The 17,164-nt window shown below is 67.3% G+C and carries 13 protein-coding genes; 8 read left to right on the top strand and 5 right to left on the bottom strand.

The genetic code is table 11. The features are described from left to right. The first annotated feature begins 10 nt into the window (after nt 1-10). The 3 genes from mrdA to OEL49_RS09955 are packed head-to-tail and all read left to right on the top strand — an operon-like array spanning nt 11 to nt 4,036. The gene (gene mrdA / locus OEL49_RS09965) at nt 11-1,912 is read left to right on the top strand and encodes a penicillin-binding protein 2 (protein WP_014235998.1); all 1,902 of its coding nucleotides are present in this window, start codon (nt 11-13) and stop codon (nt 1,910-1,912) included. After that, entirely contained in the window at nt 1,899-2,999 is a 1,101-nt protein-coding gene (gene rodA / locus OEL49_RS09960) for a rod shape-determining protein RodA (RefSeq protein WP_014235999.1), read from the top strand. Before mrdA ends, rodA begins: the two co-directional genes overlap by 14 nt. Then, nucleotides 2,996-4,036 carry a septal ring lytic transglycosylase RlpA family protein gene (locus OEL49_RS09955; protein WP_287874591.1) on the top strand — a complete coding sequence of 347 codons (1,041 nt, stop codon included), beginning with the start codon at nt 2,996-2,998 and terminating at the stop codon, nt 4,034-4,036. Before rodA ends, OEL49_RS09955 begins: the two co-directional genes overlap by 4 nt. On the opposite strand, the gene OEL49_RS09950 is transcribed toward OEL49_RS09955, so the two are convergent. The 5 genes from OEL49_RS09950 to OEL49_RS09930 form a co-directional block, all read right to left on the bottom strand. Further along, nucleotides 4,037-6,661, bottom strand: a complete 2,625-nt coding sequence (locus OEL49_RS09950; protein WP_287874590.1) for a bifunctional diguanylate cyclase/phosphodiesterase — start codon at nt 6,659-6,661, stop codon at nt 4,037-4,039. It lies immediately after the preceding gene. 83 nt (nt 6,662-6,744) lie between these two features. After that, on the bottom strand, nt 6,745-7,083 hold the full coding sequence (locus OEL49_RS09945; protein WP_014236002.1) for a P-II family nitrogen regulator: 339 nt from the start codon (nt 7,081-7,083) through the stop codon (nt 6,745-6,747). Between the two features lie 18 nt (nt 7,084-7,101). Next, a complete protein-coding gene (locus OEL49_RS09940) occupies nt 7,102-10,212 on the bottom strand; it encodes an efflux RND transporter permease subunit (RefSeq protein WP_014236003.1) in 3,111 nt (1,036 codons plus the stop codon). Between the two features lie 117 nt (nt 10,213-10,329). After that, entirely contained in the window at nt 10,330-11,517 is a 1,188-nt protein-coding gene (locus tag OEL49_RS09935; RefSeq protein WP_014236004.1) for an efflux RND transporter periplasmic adaptor subunit, read from the bottom strand. After that, nucleotides 11,517-12,764: a TolC family protein gene (locus OEL49_RS09930; protein WP_130459582.1), complete on the bottom strand. Its 1,248-nt coding sequence runs from the start codon at nt 12,762-12,764 to the stop codon at nt 11,517-11,519. Before OEL49_RS09930 ends, OEL49_RS09935 begins: the two co-directional genes overlap by 1 nt. 430 nt (nt 12,765-13,194) lie before the next feature. On the opposite strand from OEL49_RS09930, the gene OEL49_RS09925 reads away from it, so the two are divergent. From OEL49_RS09925 to lipA, 5 genes are all read left to right on the top strand, one after another. Then, complete coding sequence (locus tag OEL49_RS09925; protein ID WP_050804342.1) at nt 13,195-14,262, top strand: D-alanyl-D-alanine carboxypeptidase family protein; 1,068 nt, start codon at nt 13,195-13,197, stop codon at nt 14,260-14,262. 27 nt (nt 14,263-14,289) lie between these two features. Continuing rightward, on the top strand, nt 14,290-15,153 hold the full coding sequence (locus tag OEL49_RS09920; protein ID WP_287874589.1) for a D-amino acid aminotransferase: 864 nt from the start codon (nt 14,290-14,292) through the stop codon (nt 15,151-15,153). Nucleotides 15,154-15,176: 23 nt separating this feature from the next. After that, the gene (locus OEL49_RS09915) at nt 15,177-15,476 is read left to right on the top strand and encodes an HP0495 family protein (RefSeq protein WP_014236008.1); all 300 of its coding nucleotides are present in this window, start codon (nt 15,177-15,179) and stop codon (nt 15,474-15,476) included. Nucleotides 15,477-15,559: 83 nt separating this feature from the next. Continuing rightward, on the top strand, nt 15,560-16,117 hold the full coding sequence (lipB, locus tag OEL49_RS09910; RefSeq protein ID WP_050804343.1) for a lipoyl(octanoyl) transferase LipB: 558 nt from the start codon (nt 15,560-15,562) through the stop codon (nt 16,115-16,117). Beyond that, nucleotides 16,114-17,061: a lipoyl synthase gene (lipA, locus tag OEL49_RS09905; protein ID WP_014236010.1), complete on the top strand. Its 948-nt coding sequence runs from the start codon at nt 16,114-16,116 to the stop codon at nt 17,059-17,061. Before lipB ends, lipA begins: the two co-directional genes overlap by 4 nt. Nucleotides 17,062-17,164 lie beyond the last annotated feature (103 nt).

Genomic DNA, 17,164 nt, shown 5'->3' with positions numbered 1-17,164 from the left:
GCAGCAGGCCATGCGCTATACCGACCTCAGCAGTTCGGACCGGGAACAGGAGCAGTTCCGCTTCCGCCTCGGCTTCGCCGCCGGCATGGTGCTGCTGTGCTTCGTCATCCTCTTCGCCCGTTTCTTCTGGCTGCAGGTGGTGAAGCACGACTACTACTCCACCCGGGCCGAAGAGAACCGCATTTCCCTGGTACCCATCATCCCCAACCGGGGCCTGATCGTGGACCGCAACGGGGTGGTGATGGCCCGCAACTATTCCGCCTTCACCCTGGAAATCACCCCCTCCCGCCTGCAGGAAGACCTGGAGACGGTGATCGAGCAGATCGGCACCCTGATCCCCATCACGCCCAAGGACAGGAAACGCTTCAAGAAACTGATGGAGGAGTCGAAAAACTTCGAGTCCATCCCCATCCGCACCCGCCTTTCCGACGACGAGGTGGCCCGCTTCGCCGCCAACCGCTACCGTTTCCCCGGCGTCGAGGTGAAGGCCCGGCTGTTCCGCCAGTATCCCCTGGGGGACGTGGCTTCCCATGCCCTGGGCTACATGGGCCGGATCAACGACAAGGATCTGGAGACCATCGACAACGCCGAGCAGACGCCCAACTACAAGGGCACCGAGCACATCGGCAAGGCCGGCCTGGAGCAGAACTACGAGTTCCAGCTGCACGGCGAGACGGGCTACGAGGAAGTGGAAGTGGATGCGGGTGGCCGGGCGGTGCGGGTGCTGTCGCGCACGGCGCCGGTGTCGGGCAACAACCTGTCCCTGACCCTGGACTCCAAGCTGCAGGAGATCACCGAGCAGGCTTTCGGCAGCCGCCGCGGCGCCCTGGTGGCCATCGAACCGTCCACCGGCGGCATCCTGGCCCTGGTCTCCAAGCCCACCTACGACCCCAACCTGTTCGTGGACGGCATTCGCGGCGACGACTGGGACGGCCTCAACACCGACCCGGACAAGCCCCTGCTCAACCGGGCCATCTACTCGGCCTATCCGCCCGGCTCCACCTTCAAGCCCTTCATGGCCCTGGCGGCCCTGGTCCAGGGCAAGCGCACCCCCTCCCAGGCCATCGCCGATCCGGGCTATTTCAACTTCGGCGGCCACCAGTTCCGGGACGACAAGAAGGGCGGCCACGGCATGGTGGACATGTACAAGTCCATCGTCGAATCCTGCGACACCTACTACTACATCCTGGCCAACGACATGGGCATCGACAACATCGCCGCCTTCATGGGCCAGCTGGGCCTGGGCCAGCGCACCGGGGTGGACATCCAGGGCGAGAGCGAGGGCGTGCTGCCCTCCCAGGCCTGGAAGAAGCGCCGCTTCAAGAAGCCGGAGCACCAGAAATGGTATGCCGGGGAAACCATCTCCATCGGCATCGGCCAGGGCTACAACGCATACACGCCGATCCAGCTGGCCCAGGCGGTGGCCACCATCGCCAACGACGGGGTCATGTACCGGCCCCATCTGGTGAAGTACATCACCAACAGCCGCAGCGGCGAGAAGACCATGGTGGAGCCCCAGCCCATCCGCGACCTCAAGCTCAAGCCGGAACACCTGGCGGTGATCAAGAACGCCATGGTCGGGGTGAACAAGGCCGGCACCGGGGCCCGGGCCTTTGCCGGCGCCGGCTACGAATCCGCCGGCAAGACCGGCACCGCCCAGGTGTTCAGCCTGAAGGGCGAGAAGTATGTGGAGGGCGCCACCAAGCACCACCTGCGGGACCACTCCCTGTTCATCGCCTACGCCCCAGCGGAGCAGCCCAAGATCGCCCTGGCGGTGATCGTGGAGAACGGCGGTTTCGGCGCCGCCGCCGCCGCCCCCATCGCGCGCATGGTGCTGGACTACTACATCCTCGGCAAGGTGCCCAAGGGCCCGGCCAACGAGGACGAGGAGGGCGACGATGGAGGCCATTAGGCGCTACTGGTACAAGGCCATCGAGCACCTGGACGGCCCCCTGCTGACCATTGCCTTGGTGATCCTGGGCATCGGCACCGCCACCGTCTATTCCGCCACCTACATCGGCCTGAGCCGCATGGGGCCCCAGGCGGTGAACCTGCTGATCGCCTTTTCCGTGATGTGGATGGTGGCCCAGGTGCCGCCCCAGAAGCTGCTGCGCTTCGCCGTGCCCCTCTACGTGCTGGGGGTGATCCTGCTGCTGGCGGTGTGGCTGTTCGGCATCAAGGTGAACGGGGCCCGGCGCTGGCTGCATGTCGGCGTCACCCGCATCCAGCCCTCCGAGATCATGAAGATCGCCATGCCCCTGATGCTGGCCTGGTACTTCCACAAACACGAGGCTGCCCTGCGCTGGCGCCATTACGCCACGGCCTCCATGCTGCTGCTGGTGCCGGTGGCCTTCATCATCAAGCAGCCGGACCTGGGCACCGCCATCCTGGTGCTGGCCGCCGGCTTCTACGTCATCTTCTTCGCCGGCCTGTCGTGGAAGGTCATCGTCGGCCTCATCGCCGCCGGCGCCGCCGCTGCGCCCTTCGCCTGGACCATGCTGCACGACTACCAGCGCAAGCGCATCCTGACCCTCATCGACCCCACCTCCGATCCTTTGGGCACGGGCTACCACATCATCCAGTCCACCATCGCCATCGGCTCCGGCGGCATTATCGGCAAGGGCTGGCTCAACGGTACCCAGACCCACCTGGAGTTCATCCCGGAAAAGCACACCGACTTCATTTTCGCGGTCTTCTCCGAGGAATGGGGCCTGATCGGCAACCTGGTACTGCTGCTGCTCTACCTGCTGCTCATCGGCCGCTGCATGATGATCGCCGCCAACGCCCCGACCCTGTCGTCGCGTCTCCTGGCCGGCGCCATCTCCCTCAATTTCTTCACCTACGCCTTCGTCAACATGGGCATGGTGAGCGGCATCCTGCCGGTGGTGGGGGTGCCCCTGCCCTTCGTCAGCTACGGCGGCACGGCCCTGGTGACCCTGTTCCTCGGCCTCGGTATCCTGATGAGCATTCACACCCATCGCATGCTGGTGAAGAAATGAAGCGTTCCCTCCTGCCGGGCCTGTGCGGCGCCTTCCTGCTGACCCTGCTGGCGGCCTGTGGCGGCCCGGCGCCGCGCCTCGAGCGGGCGCCGGAGGCCGGTGCCCGGCCGCCGGCCAAGAGCGGCATGAAGCCCAATCCCCTGGCCCGCCGGGGCGGCGGTTTCTACAAGGACGACGGTCTGCCCGAGGAAATTCCCGAGAACATCGACGACATTCCCGATGCCGAACCCCGCTGGGAGCCCCTGCACCGCTTCGCCAACAGGCCCTACGTGGTGCTGGGCAAGGAATACGTGCCCATGACCCGGCTCCAGCCCTACAAGGTGCGCGGCATCGGCAGCTGGTATGGCAAGAAATTCCACGGCCAGAAGACCTCCATCGGCGAGCCCTACGACATGTTCGCCATGACGGCGGCCCACCCGACCCTGGCCATTCCCTCCTACGCCCGGGTCACCAACGTGGCCACCGGCAAGTCGGTCATCGTGCGCATCACCGACCGTGGGCCCTTCCATGCCGACCGGGTGATCGACCTCTCCTTCACCGCCGCCTACCGCCTCGGCTACGTGGCCAACGGCAGCACCGCGGTGGAAGTGGAATCCATCGTCCTCGAACCCGGCGCCACCTATGCCGCTGCGCCGGCCCTGGAAGTGGCCGCCATCAAGCGCCAGACGGCACGCCAGGAAGCCCGCCCGGCGCCGGCGCGGGAGGAGCGGGACCCCATCGCCGAAATGGCCATGGCGGCCCAGGCCCAGGACGAGCCGGCCGCCGCGCCGGCAGCGGCACCCGCCCCGGCTGCCGCCGCCGGCGTCGGCAATGTCTTCCTGCAGCTTGGCGCCTTTTCCAGCCAGGATAATGCGGAAAGCCTGAAGGCCAAGCTGGCCCGGGAACTGGACTGGCTCACCGACGCCATCCAGATCCAGAGCAAGGGCGGCATGCACCGCATCCACGTGGGCCCCTACCGGGACCGCATGGAGGCGGACAAGGTGGCCGAGCGCATCCGCCTGGCCCTGGGCTTCAAGCCCACCTTCGTCACCCGCTGATCAGGCGTTGCGCCTGGCCAGGTAGGCGGCGAACTCGTCCGCCGGCATGGGGCGGCCGAAGTGAAAGCCCTGGGCCTCGTCGCAGCCGTGGCGGTGCAGGATCTCCAGCTGCTCCGCGGTTTCCACCCCCTCGGCGATGACCCGCAGGCGCAGGCTGTGGCCCATGCTGATGATGGCCACGGCGATGGCCTGGTCGTCCGCATCGGCAACGATGTCGCGGACGAAACTCTGGTCGATCTTCAGCTTGTCGATGGGAAAACGCTTCAGGTAGGAGAGGCTGGAATAGCCCGTGCCGAAGTCGTCGATGGACAGCATCACCCCCATTTCGTCCAGGCGGCGCAGGCAGCGCACCGTGGCTTCCGCGTCCTCCATCACCGTGCGTTCCGTCAGTTCCAGCTCCAGATAGCGCGATTCCAGGCCGGTGCGGCGCAGCAGCTCGGCCACGCTCTCGTGCAGCTCGCTCTGGCGCAGCTGCACCGCCGAGAGGTTCACCGCCACAGGGATGGCCGGCAGGCCGGCCTCCTGCCAGGCCCGGTTCTGACGGCAGGCCTCGTACAGCACCCAGTCGCCGATGGCGCCGATGAGGCCAGAATCCTCGGCCACGGGAATGAAGCGGGCCGGCGGCACCATGCCCAGCTCCGGGTGCAGCCAGCGCACCAGGGCCTCGGCGCCGATGACCCGGCCGCTGCCCATGTCCACCTGGGGCTGGTAGTGCAGCACGAATTCCTGCCGCTCCACCGCCTGGCGCAGGGCGTTCTCCAGCACCAGGCGCTCGAAGGCCAGCACGTTCATTTCGGCGGTGAAGAACTGGTAGGCGTTGCGCCCCGATTCCTTGGCCTGGTACATGGCCGTGTCGGCGTTCTTCAGCAGGCTCTGGAAGTCCCGGGCGTCGTGGGGAAAGAGGCTGATGCCGATGGAGGGGGTGACGGTGAGCTGGTGGCCGTCGATGACGAAGGGCTGGGCCACCCGGTCGATGATCTTGCGCGCCACCTGGGAGGCCCCGTCCAGCTGGGCGTCGGCCAGCACCACCACGAATTCGTCGCCGCCCAGGCGCGACACCGTGTCCGAATCCCGCACGCAGCCCTTGAGGCGCTGGGCCACGGACTGCAGCAGGCGGTCGCCGGTGAAGTGGCCGAGGGAATCGTTCACCGTCTTGAAATTGTCCAGGTCGATGAAGAGCAGGGCCAGGGTCTCCTGTTCCCGCTCGGCGGCGGCCAGGCACTGGCTGACCCGGTCGTGCAGCAGGGTGCGGTTGGGCAGGCCGGTGAGTTCGTCGAAATAGGCCAGCTGGTGGATGCGGTCCTCCTGCCGGCGCTTTTCCGTGATGTCCTCCTTCACCGCGACGAAATGGGTGATGCGCTGGTTGTCGTCGGTGATGGGGGAGATGGTGGCGTGTTCCCAGTACAGCTCGCCGTTGCGCCGCCGGTTGTGGAACACCCCTTCCCACTGGCCGCCGCTGGCGATGGTGGACCACAGCTCCTGGTACACCTCCAGGGGCGTCTCGCCGGACTTGAGCACGCTGGGCTTGAGGCCCACCGCCTCCTCGGCGCTGTAGCCGGTGGTGCGGGTGAACTTGGGATTGACGTACTCGATGACGCCGTTGGTGTCGGTGATGACGATGGTGGCCGGGCTCTGCTCCACCGCCCGGGAGAGCTGGCGCAGTTGCAGTTCGGCGCGCTTGCGCTCGGTGGCGTCCTCGACGATGGCGATGCCCCCCAGCAGCTGGCCGCCCTGGTCCAGCACGGGCGCCGCCACCAGGGAAACCCACAGCTGGCGCCCGCTGAGGCTGGCGCGGTATTCGCCCTCGAAGCGCCCGGTGCGGCCCTCCAGCACTGCCGCCAGGGCCGGCAGGGGGCGCTGGTCCTGCAGCTTGGCCATGTCCAGGTCCTGCAGCCGCTCCAGGGGTACGCCGATGATGTTGGCGAACTGCTGGTTGCTGTAGGTGATGTGCAGCTCGGTGTCGTAATGGATGATGCCGGTAGGACAGAACTCCAGCAGGCGCAGGTAGCGCTCCTCCAGGGAGTGCAACTGGGCCTGGCTCTGGCGCAGGGCCGCGTGCTCCAGGGCCAGGCTTACCAGGTTGGCCAGGGCCACGCCCAGCAGGCGCTGTTCCTCGTTCCAGGGCCGGGCCGGCCCCGCCTGCTCGTGGCAGAGAACGCCGGCCAGGCGCCCCTGCTGGCGCACCGGGTAGTCGAGCAGGGCGCCGATGCCATGGGGCGTCAGGTAGGCGTCGTTGAGGTCCCGGGTGGCCGGGTGGTGCAGGGCGTCGTCGGCGACGATGGGCTCGCCGCTTTCCAGGGCGGCGAAGTAGGCCGGGCAGTCGGCTTCCTGCAGGCGCTGGCCGCTGCTGTGGCAGCCGCCAGCCCGTTCAAAGAGATCGGCGCAGCGGATGGTGCGCTGGCTGTCGTCGAACAGCCAGATGCCGACCCGGTCCACGCCGAGCAGCCGGGCTGCGGTTTCGGTGAGGTAGGGGTAAATTTCCTCCAGCCCGGCCTGGGCTAGAAACTCGGCCCGGCTCAGGCGCTCCAGCCAGGCAGCCCGGGACGGTGCACCTGGCCGGGGGCCGGCGGCGCACTGCTCTGTCTCGGGAAAAGCTGGCCAGGGGGGATGGGGGGGAAACGGCATCGGCGACTACCTCCATCGCCCCATGATGCCTGCCGCATCGTGAAATCTGCCTTGCGCTGGATCAAATCAACCCGGCGCCGGGTTCAGATGGAATCCTTGCCCGGCATGGTCTTGAAGATGAAGGCGGCCCGGTCCACCGGCGTCACCCACACCAGGCCGTCGCCGATCTGGCCGGTCTGGGAGACGGCGATGATGCGGTCCACGATCACCGTGGCCAGGTCGTCGTCGGCGATGATCTCGATGCGCACCTTGGGGGTGTAGTCGGTCAGCTCTTCCTTGATGTTGTGCGGCACGTGGCGGGAGGGCGCGCTGCAGCCCTCCGCCTTGCTCACCGTCATGCCGGGAAAGCCCGGGATGTCCCGCAGGGCCTCGCGCAGGGCGGGCAGCTTGTTGGGGCGCACTACGGCCTTGATTTCCTTCATCGGTGCGTCTCCTTACAGTTAGGCTTCCACCGGTTCTTCGTCGAACCAGCGGTAGAGGGTGGGCAACACCACCAGGGTCAGCAGGGTGCAGGTGATGAGGCCGCCGATGACCACGATGGCCAGGGGGCGCTGCACTTCGGAACCGGGGCCGGTGGCGAAGAGGAAGGGAATGAGGCCGAGCATGGCCACCGTCGCCGTCATCATCACCGGGCGGAAGCGCAGGATGGCGCCCTTGGTCACCGCTTCGTCCAGGCTGGCGCCTTCCTGGCGCAGGCTGCGGATATAGGATACCAGCACCACCCCGTTGAGCACGGCGATGCCCCACAGGGCGATGAAGCCCACCGAGGCCGGCACCGAGAGGTACTCGCCGGTCACCGCCAGGCCGATGATGCCGCCGATGGAGGCGAAGGGCAGCACCAGGATGATGAGGCTGGCCATGCGCAGCGAATTGAAGAGCAGGAACAGCAGGAAGAAGATGGCGCCGATGGTGATGGGGATGATGATGGTGAGGTGCCCCAGGGCCCGCTCCATGTTCTGGAACTGGCCGCCCCACTCCAGGTAGTAGCCTTCCGGCAGCTTGATCTTCTCCGCTACTTTCTGCTGCAGTTCGGCGACGAAGCTGCCCAGGTCCCGGTCCTTCACGTTCACGCCGACCACGATGCGGCGCTTCGCCGTTTCCCGGCTGATCTGGGCCGGACCGTCGGCCAGGCGGATCTCCGCCAGGGCTTCCAGGGGCACCTGGGCGCCGCCGGGGGCGCTGACCAGGATGTGGCGGATGGCTTCCACGTCGTTGCGGAATTCCTTGGGCAGGCGCACGGTGGCGGAGAAGCGGCGTTCGCCTTCATAGACGTCGGTGGCCACCTTGCCGCCGATGGCGGTCTCGATCACGTCGTGCACGTCGGCGGCGTTGAGGCCGAGACGGGCGATGGCCTGGCGGTCGATCTCGATGATCAGGTACTGCTGGCCGGAGATGCGCTCCACCCGCATGTCCTGGGCGCCCTGGATGGACTGGGCCACCTTGGCGATTTCCTCGGCCTTTTTCTTCAGGGTGTCCAGATCGTCGCCGAAAACCTTCACGGCGATATCGGAACGGACCCCGGTGACCATTTCGTCCACCCGGTCGGAGATGGGCTGGGCCATGACGATCTGCACCCCGGGCAGGGCCTTCAGCTTGTCGCGCATGGCCTCGGCGATGTCGTCCTGGTTCCAGCCGGAGGGCCACTCGCTGCGCGGCTTGAGGCTGACGATGGGGGTGGATTCGTTGGGGCCCTGGGGGTCGGCCGGGGATTCGCCGCGGCCGACGCCGGAGACGGCGGATTTGACCCCCGGCACTTCCATCACCAGCTTCATGGCCTGCATTTCCATCTTGATGGATTCATCCAGGGAAATGTTGGGCACCCGGTTGATGCCCGGCACCACGGAACCTTCCTTCATCTCCGGGATGAAGGCGGTGCCGAGGAAAGGCAGGATGGCCAGGGTGGCGACGAAGACGCCGACGCACAGGGTCACCGTCTTCCTGCCGTTGGCCAGGGACCAGTTGAGCATCTTCAGGTAGGGCTTCTTCATGGCGGCGATGGCCCGGGTGTCGTGGTCGCCCTGCCCCGGCGGCACCTTCAAGAGGTAGGAGCAGAGCACCGGCGACAGGGTCAGGGACAGCACCAGGGAGACGGCCAGGGCGATGGCGATGGTGTAGGCGAGGGGGGCGAACATCTTGCCCTCCATGCCCTGCAGGGTCATCAGGGGCAGGAACACCAGGATGATGATGCCGACGCCGAAGATCACCGGCGTCGCCACTTCCTTGACCGCGTTGAAGATGATGCGGATGCGCGATTCCCCCGTCTCCGCCTTGCGCCCAAGGTAGGCGAAGGCGTTTTCCACCACCACCACCGAGCCGTCCACCATGAGGCCGATGGCGATGGCCAGGCCTCCCAGGGACATCAGGTTGGCCGAGAGGTTAATCTGGTTCATGGCCATGAAGGTGAGCAGGGGCGTCAGCACCAGGGTGGCGACGACGATAATGGAGGAGCGCAGGTCGCCGAGGAACAGCAGTAGCACCACCACCACCAGGAAGACGCCTTCGATCAGCACCTTGGTCACGGTCCACAGGGCCGCATCCACCAGCTCGGAGCGGTCGTAGTAGGGCACGATCTTGAGGCCGCCGGGCAGCATGTCCTTGTCGTTGATCTCCTTCACCCGCTCCTGGATGCGGCCGACGATCTGCTTGGCGTTGCCGCCGGCCAGCATCATCACCACGCCGCCCACGGATTCGGTGACGCCGTTCTTCACCAGGGCGCCCTCGCGCACCGCATGGCCCAGGTCCACCGTGGCCACGTCGCGGATGTACACCGGCACCCCGTCCCGCTCCTTCAGCACGATGGAGCGGATGTCGTCCAGGTCCCGCACCAGGCCCACGCCGCGGATCAGGTACTGCTCGGCGTAGTGGGGCAGCACGCCGCCGCCGGAGTTGGCGTTGTTGCGGCCCACGGCCTGGTACACGTCGGCCACGGTGAGCTTGAAGTGGCGCAGCTTGTCCGGGTTCACCAGCACCTGGTACTGCTTGACGAAGCCGCCCTGGGAGTTGATTTCGGCGACGCCGGAAATGGAGCGCAGCAGGGGGCGCACCACCCAGTCCTGGGCGACGCGGCGCTGGGTCAGCTCCTCCGGGGTCAGGGCCCGCTCGCCGTCGTCGGGCCGCTCCAGGGTGTACTGGTAGATCTCGCCGAGGCCGGTGGAGACGGGGCCGAGCACCGGGGTGATGCCCTCGGGCAGGCGCGAACCCACTTCCAGCAGGCGTTCCATGACCAGCTGGCGGGCGAAGTAGACGTTGGTGCTGTCGGTGAACACCAGGGTGATGAGGGAGAGGCCCGGCTTGTTCAGGGAACGCATCTCCGTCAGGCCGGGCAGGCCGGTCATGGCGATTTCCAGGGGCACCGTGGCGAAGCGCTCCACCTCCTCCGGCGAGCGGCCGGGGGCCTCGGTGGCGATCTGCACCTGGATGTTGGTGACGTCGGGGAAGGCATCCACCGACAGCTTGCGCGCGGCGTTGAGGCCGAACACCAGCAGGGCGACGGCGATGACGACGACGATCAGGCGTTGTTTGAGGGCGGCGCGAATCAGGGATTCGATCATGACATTCCTTCGATGCCCGGAAAGGCAATCAGCAAGCCACTCTCCAGCATATGTATGTGAAGAGTGGCGTCTTTACTGCGTTGTGGCGATGCTGCCTGTGAAAACCGGAGCCGGGGCTCAGCTACCCTCCAGCTCCTTGCGCTTGCGTTCGTTGTTGAGGTGGAAGGCGCCTTCCACCACCACCACTTCGCCTTCCTTGAGGCCGGACTGCACCGGCCGCACGCCGCCGGCTTCGGCGCCGAGGATGACCGGGGTCAGGCGGTACTGGCCGGGAGCGACCTGGACGAAGACGTGCTCGTTGTTGTCCTCCCGCACCACGGCGGCGGCGGGCACGGCCAGCTTGGGCATGGCCTTGCCGGCGATGAGCATGGTGGCCAGCATGGCCGGCTTGAGGCGGCGGTCCGGGTTTTCCACTTCGGTGCGCACCAGAACGGTGCGGGTTTCCGGGTTGAGGGTGTCGCTGATGTAGATCAGCCGGCCGGTGAGTTTTTCGCCGGCCAGGGAGGGAATGTCCAGTTCCACCGACTGGCCGGTGCGCACCAGGGCGGCCTGCTGTTCCGGCACGTCGGCCACGGCCCACAGGCGGGAAAGGTCGGCCACGGTGAACAGGGCGTCGGCCGGTTCCACCACCTGGCCCTGGGTCACCTTGCGTTCCACCAGGGTGCCGGGAATGCTGGCCACCACCGGGGTGAGGGAGTTGATGGTGCCGCGGCTGGCGAGGGAGGCGATGTCCCGGGGCGCCATGCCCAGCACCCGCAGCTGGTCTTCCGCCGCCTGGCGTTCGGCCTGGGTCACGGCGGCTTCGCTTTCCCGGCGCTGCAGTTCGGCCTTGCCGATGACGTCGGCGGCGAAGAGGTGCTGGGCCCGCTCCACGTTGTTCCGTTCCAGGCTGGCCCGGGCGTTGGCCTTGAGGAAGGTCAGCTGGGCTTCGCCGAGGACGGTGGAGTTGATGATGGCCAGGGGTTCGCCGGCCTTCACCTCATGGCCGAGCTGGCCGCTGATCTGGGTGACGCGGCCGGTGACGGTGGCGCCGATGCGGGCGATGCGCTGCTCGTCGAAGTCCAGGCGGCCGGCCACGCGCAGAGTCTCGCTGACCGGCACGCTGCCCACCGGCGCCAGCTTCAGCTGGGCCTGCAGGGCTTCCGGCGCGGTCACCAGATTGGGGTCGGTGGGGGCGGCGGCGACCGGGGCCGGCTCCTTGCCGCAGGCCGTCAGCAGGCTGACGCCGGCGGCCAGGAGCAGGGCGGTGAAGGCGGGGGCGAGGCGGCGCGCGCTATGCGGGGATTGGGGGGCGGGGGCGGACATCAGTGCTTTTCCTCTTGGGCGGGAGCGGTCAGGGCGCCGGTGAGACGTTCGATGTCCACGGCGGCGGCCCGCAGTTCATAGCGGGCGGCGATCAGTTCGTTACGGGCGGCCCGGTACACCCGCTGGGCGTCCAGGTAGTCGAGAATGCCGCGCTCGCCGAAGCGGTAGGCCGATTCGGCCACCTTGAGGGCGGCTTCGGCCTGGCGCACGATGCCCTGCTCCAGGGCATTGACCTGGGCGGCGGCGATCTGGTGCTGCTGGTAGGCGTTTTCCAGGGCCTGGCCGAGACCGAATTCCATCTGCTCGAGCAGGTTGCGGGCCCGGGAAAGATTGGCGCTGGCCTCGCCCACGGGGCCGGAGCGGCGGTCCCACAGGGGAATGGTGACGGCGATGCCGACGCGGGAGGTTTTCAGGTCCGGCTCTTCGTCGCTGCTGGCCTTGAGCGCCACTTCCGGGGTGCGCATGCGGCGCTGCAGGTCCAGCTGGTGTTCGGCCTGGGTCAACTGGGCCCGGGCCTGGGCCAGGTCCGGGCTGCGCTGCAGCAGGGTCTGGCGCAGTTCGGGCAGGCTGCCGACATTGAGGGGCAGCTGGGTGGTGGCCGGCACTTCGAAGTCCGCCGGCAGGCCGGTGCCCACGTTGCGGCGCAGGGCGGCCTTGGCCTGGGTCAGGCGCAGCAGGGTGCTCTGGGTCACTTTCTGGGCATTGAGCAGTTCTGCATCGGCCTTGATCAGTTCGTAGCGGGGCGCCTCGCCGACGCCGACCCGCACGCTGACCCGGGTGCGGATGGCTTCCATGAGGGCCTGGTCTTCCTGGGCCGCCTTCAGCTCGGCCTGGCGCCGCAGCACCTCGTAGTAGCCCAGCTTCACGCTGGCCAGCACCTCATGCTCGTAGCCCCGGCCGGCGGCGCTAGTGGCTTCCAGGTTGGCGCTGGCGGCGTCGATGCGGGCCGAACGCACCCAGGGCAGGTCCAGGCGCTGGGTGAAGGTCATGGTCTTGACGTTGCCGGGATTGGCGCCCGCTACCCGGGCCTTGGCGTCGCCGCTCTGGTATTCGATCTCCGGGTTGGGGAAGGCGCCGGCGGTGGTGACGCCGGAGCGGGCCGCCTCCACCGCGTCGCGGGAGGCCTGCAGGCCCCGGTTGCCGGAGCGGGCCAGTTCCAGCAACTGGTCGAGGGAATAGACGTCGGCCAGGGCGCTGCCGCACAGCAGCAGTCCCAGCAGGGATAGGAGAGCGATCTTGGTTTTCATGGGGTTGTCTCAGCAAAGGCCATGCCACAGGGCACAACCATGCCCCGGGCGCGCTCCATGAGGAGCGTAACCGATCCAGGACTTCTCAGGGAATGCCGTCAGGATGCGGCGATGGGGGGCGAATCCGCCGGGGTGTCACGCCAGGGTCAGAAACCTGACCGAAAACTGACACGGGCGAGTATAACGCACCGCCCAGGTGCATCGTGTCAGTGAGTTCACTTACTGCGGCAAGTCCCTAAGATCGGCAGGTTACGGCCGGTCCCGGCCGGAAGGGCCAGCCCGGCTGCGCTATAATCAAGCGCTTTTCTCCCGCTGGAGCCTGACCGGCATGTCTGACCGAATTTCCCGCCGCTTCTCTTCCGTTTTCCGTGCATCCGTCCTTGCCGGCTGCGCTTCCCTGCTGCTGGCCGGCCCCGCCGGCGCCCAGCAGATGCCCCCGGCTCCCGGCATCGCCGCCAAAGCCTGGCTGCTGGTGGAATTCGGCTCCGGCCAGACCCTGGTGGCCGAAAACGCCGACCAGCGCGTCGATCCCGCCTCCCTGACCAAGCTGATGACGGCCTACCTGACCTTCTCCGCCCTCAAGCAGGGCGTGCTGAAGCTGGACCAGGGCGTGCCCGTCACCGAGAAGGCCTGGCGCACCGGCGGCTCCAAGATGTTCATCAAGGTCGGCACCCAGGTGCCGGTGGAAGACCTGATCAAGGGCATGATCGTGCAGTCCGGCAACGACGCCTGCGTCGCCCTGGCCGAGGCCATCGCCGGCTCCGAGGAGCGCTTCGCCCAGATGATGAACCAGGAGGCGGCCCGCCTGGGGATGAAGAACACCCACTACATGAACGCCACCGGCCTGCCCGATCCGGAGCACTACGCCACCGCCCGGGACCTGGCCACCCTGACCACCGCCATCATCCGCGACTTCCCCACGGAGTACGCCAAGTACTACTCCATGAAGGAATTCCGCTACAACAACATCACCCAGCCCAACCGCAACCGTCTGCTGTGGGCCGATCCCACGGTGGACGGGGTGAAGACCGGCCACACCGAATCCGCCGGCTACTGCCTCATCTCCTCCTCCAAGCGCGGGCCCCGGCGCCTGCTCTCCGTCCTGCTCGGCGCCGAGAGCGACGGCATGCGCGCCCAGGAATCCCTCAAGCTGCTCAACCACGGCTTCCAGTATTACGACGCCGTCTCCCTGTACACCAAGAACCAGACCGTGTCCGAGCTGAAGGTGTTCAAGGGCAAGGACAACACCGTCCGCGCCGGCTTCCAGAACGACTTCATCCTGGCCGTGCCCAAGGGCTACTCGAGCCGGATCCAGGCCCAGCTGGAATCGAAGCAGCCCCTGGTGGCCCCGGTGAGCCAGGGCCAGGTCATCGGCACCATGAAGGTCAGCCTGGACGGCAAGCCCTACGGCGAATACCCGGTGGTGGCCCTGGACGCCGTGCCCGTGGCCGGCATCCTGGGGCGCGGCATCGACAGCATCAAGCTGTGGTTCAAATAAACCGCTCCCCTAGCTGACGGAGGGAACATGCTGGCCTACCTCAACGGTAACTACCTGCCTCTGGACGAGGCCCGCATTTCCCCCATGGACCGGGGCTTCCTTTTCGGCGATGGCGCCTACGAGGTGATCCCGGTCTATTCCCGCCGCCCCTTCCGCCTGCAGCAGCACCTGGAGCGCCTGGAGCGCACCCTGGCCGCCCTGCAGCTGGCCAATCCCCTCTCCAAGGAGCAGTGGGCGGAGGTGGTGCAGCGTCTGGTCGATGACCACGGCAGCGAGGACCAGGGCGTCTACCTGCAGGTGACCCGGGGTGCCGCCCCGGTGCGGGACCAGGCCTTCCCCAGGCCGGCCGTGCCCCCCACCGTCTTCGCCTACGCCGACCGCCTGCCGACGCCCTCCGCCGAACTGCTGGCCACGGGGGGCACCGCCCTCACCGCCGAGGATTTCCGCTGGCTGCGCTGCGACCTGAAGACCGTCTCCCTGGTGGCCAACGTGCTGCTGCGCCAGCTTTCCGCCGCCGCCGGCTGCACGGAGACCATCCTGCTGCGGGACGGCCTGGTCATGGAAGGCTCCGCCTCCAACGTGCTGGTGGTGCAGGACGGGGTGATCCTGGCCCCGCCCAAGAGCAATCTGATCCTGCCCGGCGTCACCTACGACGTGGTGCTGGAACTGGCGGCGGCCAACGGCATTCCAACCCAGGTACGTCCGGTGGCAGAAGCGGAACTCCGCAGCGCCGACGAGGTCTGGGTCACATCCTCCACCAAGGAAGTGCTGCCCATCACCCGCATCGACGACGCCCCCGTGGCCGACGGCAGGCCCGGCCCCCTGGCCGCCCGCATGAATGCGCTGTACCAGGACTTCAAGAATCAGGTGATGCGCCGCGCCGACGCCTGAGCCGAATCGAGCAAGAGAACACCATGAGCCAGACCCCAGCCAATCCCGACAATCCCCAAAGCCGGCAGGAAACCCTGCTCGAATTCCCCTGCGCCTTCCCCCTCAAGATCATGGGCAAGATGGAAGTGGATTTCGCCCAGACCATCCTCACCGTGGTGCAGAAGCACGATCCGGAATTCGACGGCGCCTCCATGGAAATGCGTCCCTCCAGCAAGGGCACCTACATCTCCCTGACCTGCACCGTCACCGCCACCTCCAAGGAGCAGCTGGACAACCTGTATCGGGAACTGTCCGGCCACCCCCTGGTGAAGGTGGTGCTGTAAGCGGCGGCGGACGGACCTAAGTGATTTCCCCGCTGGTCATCCGCGAACTGGGTCGGGCAGACTACGTGCCCACCTGGGAGGCGATGCAGGCCTTCACCGCCGCCCGCACCCCGGAAACCCCGGACGAGCTGTGGCAGGTGGAGCACCCGCCGGTCTACACCCTGGGCCAGGCGGGCAAGCCGGAACACGTGCTGCGGGACATCGGCATTCCCCTGGTGAAGATCGACCGGGGCGGCCAGGTCACCTACCACGGCCCCGGCCAGGCGGTGGTGTACCTGTTGCTGGACCTGCCCCGGCGCAACCTCAAGGTGCGGGAGCTGGTGAACCGCATCGAGCAGGCGGTGATCGACCTGCTGGCCGAATACGGCGTCAATGCCGAGCGCCACGACGGCGCCCCCGGCGTGTACGTGGGCCCGGCCAAGGTGGCGGCCCTGGGCCTGCGCATCCGCAACGGCCGCAGCTACCACGGCGTCAGCCTCAATGTGGACATGGACCTGTCGCCCTTCCAGGCCATCAACCCCTGCGGGTATGCCGGCATGCCGGTAACCCAACTGAAGGACCTGGGCGTGGCCCGGACCCTGTCACAAGCAACGGCGGACCTTACCCGGCATCTCGTGGCACAACTGGAGAAGACTCAATGAGCAGCGAACGCGGCGTCAAGCAAAAAGGTGAACTGAAGACCGCCCGGATTCCCATCAAGATCGTGCCGGTCGAAGAGACGCTGAAAAAGCCCAGCTGGATCCGCGTCAAGGCCGGCAACGACGCCGGCCGCTTCGGCGAGATCAAGCAGCTGCTGCGGGAACAGAAGCTGCACACCGTGTGCGAAGAGGCCGCCTGCCCCAACATCGGCGAATGCTTCGGCCGGGGCACCGCCACCTTCATGATCCTGGGCGACATCTGCACCCGCCGCTGCCCCTTCTGCGACGTGGGCCACGGCAAGCCCCTGCCCCCCGATCCCCTGGAGCCGGCCCACCTGGCCGAATCCGTCTCCAAGCTCAAGCTCAAGTACGTGGTCATCACCAGTGTGGACCGGGACGACCTGCGGGACGGCGGCGCCCAGCACTTCGTGGATGTCATCAAGGCGGTGCGCGAATCCTCCCCCAAGACCACCATCGAGACCCTGGTGCCCGACTTCCGCGGCCGCCTGGAAGTGGCGGTGGACGTGCTCGGCCAAGGCCTGCCCGACGTGCTCAACCACAACCTGGAAACCGTGCCCCGCCTCTACAAGCAGGCCCGTCCCGGCGCCGATTACGAACACTCCCTGCAGTTCCTCAAGCAGTTCAAGGCCCGCTATCCCCAGGTGCCGACCAAGTCCGGCCTGATGGTGGGCCTGGGCGAGACCGACGAGGAAATCCTCGAAGTCATGCGCGACCTGCGGGCCCACGACGTGGAACTGCTGACCATCGGCCAGTATCTGGCCCCCTCCAACCACCACCTGCCGGTGCAGCGCTACGTCCACCCCGACGTGTTCAAGATGTACGAGGAAAAAGCCAAGGAAATGGGCTTTTCCGGGGCCGCCTGCGGCGCCATGGTGCGCAGCTCCTACTGGGCGGACCAGCAGGCCCATACTGCCGGTGTGGTCTGACGGCAGCCGCCGCCCCCCGAACCCCGCCTGGAAACGCCGGTGCCTTGTGGCCCGGCGTTTTTGTTTGCTATGTTCCCCATGGCCCTGGCATTTTTTTGCCGGC

Origin of the sequence: Azospira sp., from assembly GCF_030247495.1 — a bacterium.
In the GTDB taxonomy this organism is placed as follows: Bacteria; Pseudomonadota; Gammaproteobacteria; order Burkholderiales; family Rhodocyclaceae; genus Azospira; species Azospira oryzae.
The sequence above is the reverse complement of the archived record's forward strand: the minus strand, read 5'-3'. Positions and strand labels throughout refer to the sequence as shown.

Coding starts and splice junctions, on each gene's coding strand:
- OEL49_RS09915 (WP_014236008.1), top strand. CDS start 15,177: ATGAGCCAGACCCCAGCCAATCCCGACAATCCCCAAAGCCGGCAGGAA.
- OEL49_RS09955 (WP_287874591.1), top strand. CDS start 2,996: ATGAAGCGTTCCCTCCTGCCGGGCCTGTGCGGCGCCTTCCTGCTGACC.
- rodA (WP_014235999.1), top strand. CDS start 1,899: ATGGAGGCCATTAGGCGCTACTGGTACAAGGCCATCGAGCACCTGGAC.
- lipA (WP_014236010.1), top strand. CDS start 16,114: ATGAGCAGCGAACGCGGCGTCAAGCAAAAAGGTGAACTGAAGACCGCC.
- OEL49_RS09925 (WP_050804342.1), top strand. CDS start 13,195: ATGCCCCCGGCTCCCGGCATCGCCGCCAAAGCCTGGCTGCTGGTGGAA.
- OEL49_RS09935 (WP_014236004.1), bottom strand. CDS start 11,517: ATGTCCGCCCCCGCCCCCCAATCCCCGCATAGCGCGCGCCGCCTCGCC.
- lipB (WP_050804343.1), top strand. CDS start 15,560: ATGCAGGCCTTCACCGCCGCCCGCACCCCGGAAACCCCGGACGAGCTG.
- mrdA (WP_014235998.1), top strand. CDS start 11: ATGCGCTATACCGACCTCAGCAGTTCGGACCGGGAACAGGAGCAGTTC.
- OEL49_RS09950 (WP_287874590.1), bottom strand. CDS start 6,661: ATGCCGTTTCCCCCCCATCCCCCCTGGCCAGCTTTTCCCGAGACAGAG.
- OEL49_RS09920 (WP_287874589.1), top strand. CDS start 14,290: ATGCTGGCCTACCTCAACGGTAACTACCTGCCTCTGGACGAGGCCCGC.
- OEL49_RS09930 (WP_130459582.1), bottom strand. CDS start 12,764: ATGAAAACCAAGATCGCTCTCCTATCCCTGCTGGGACTGCTGCTGTGC.
- OEL49_RS09945 (WP_014236002.1), bottom strand. CDS start 7,083: ATGAAGGAAATCAAGGCCGTAGTGCGCCCCAACAAGCTGCCCGCCCTG.
- OEL49_RS09940 (WP_014236003.1), bottom strand. CDS start 10,212: ATGATCGAATCCCTGATTCGCGCCGCCCTCAAACAACGCCTGATCGTC.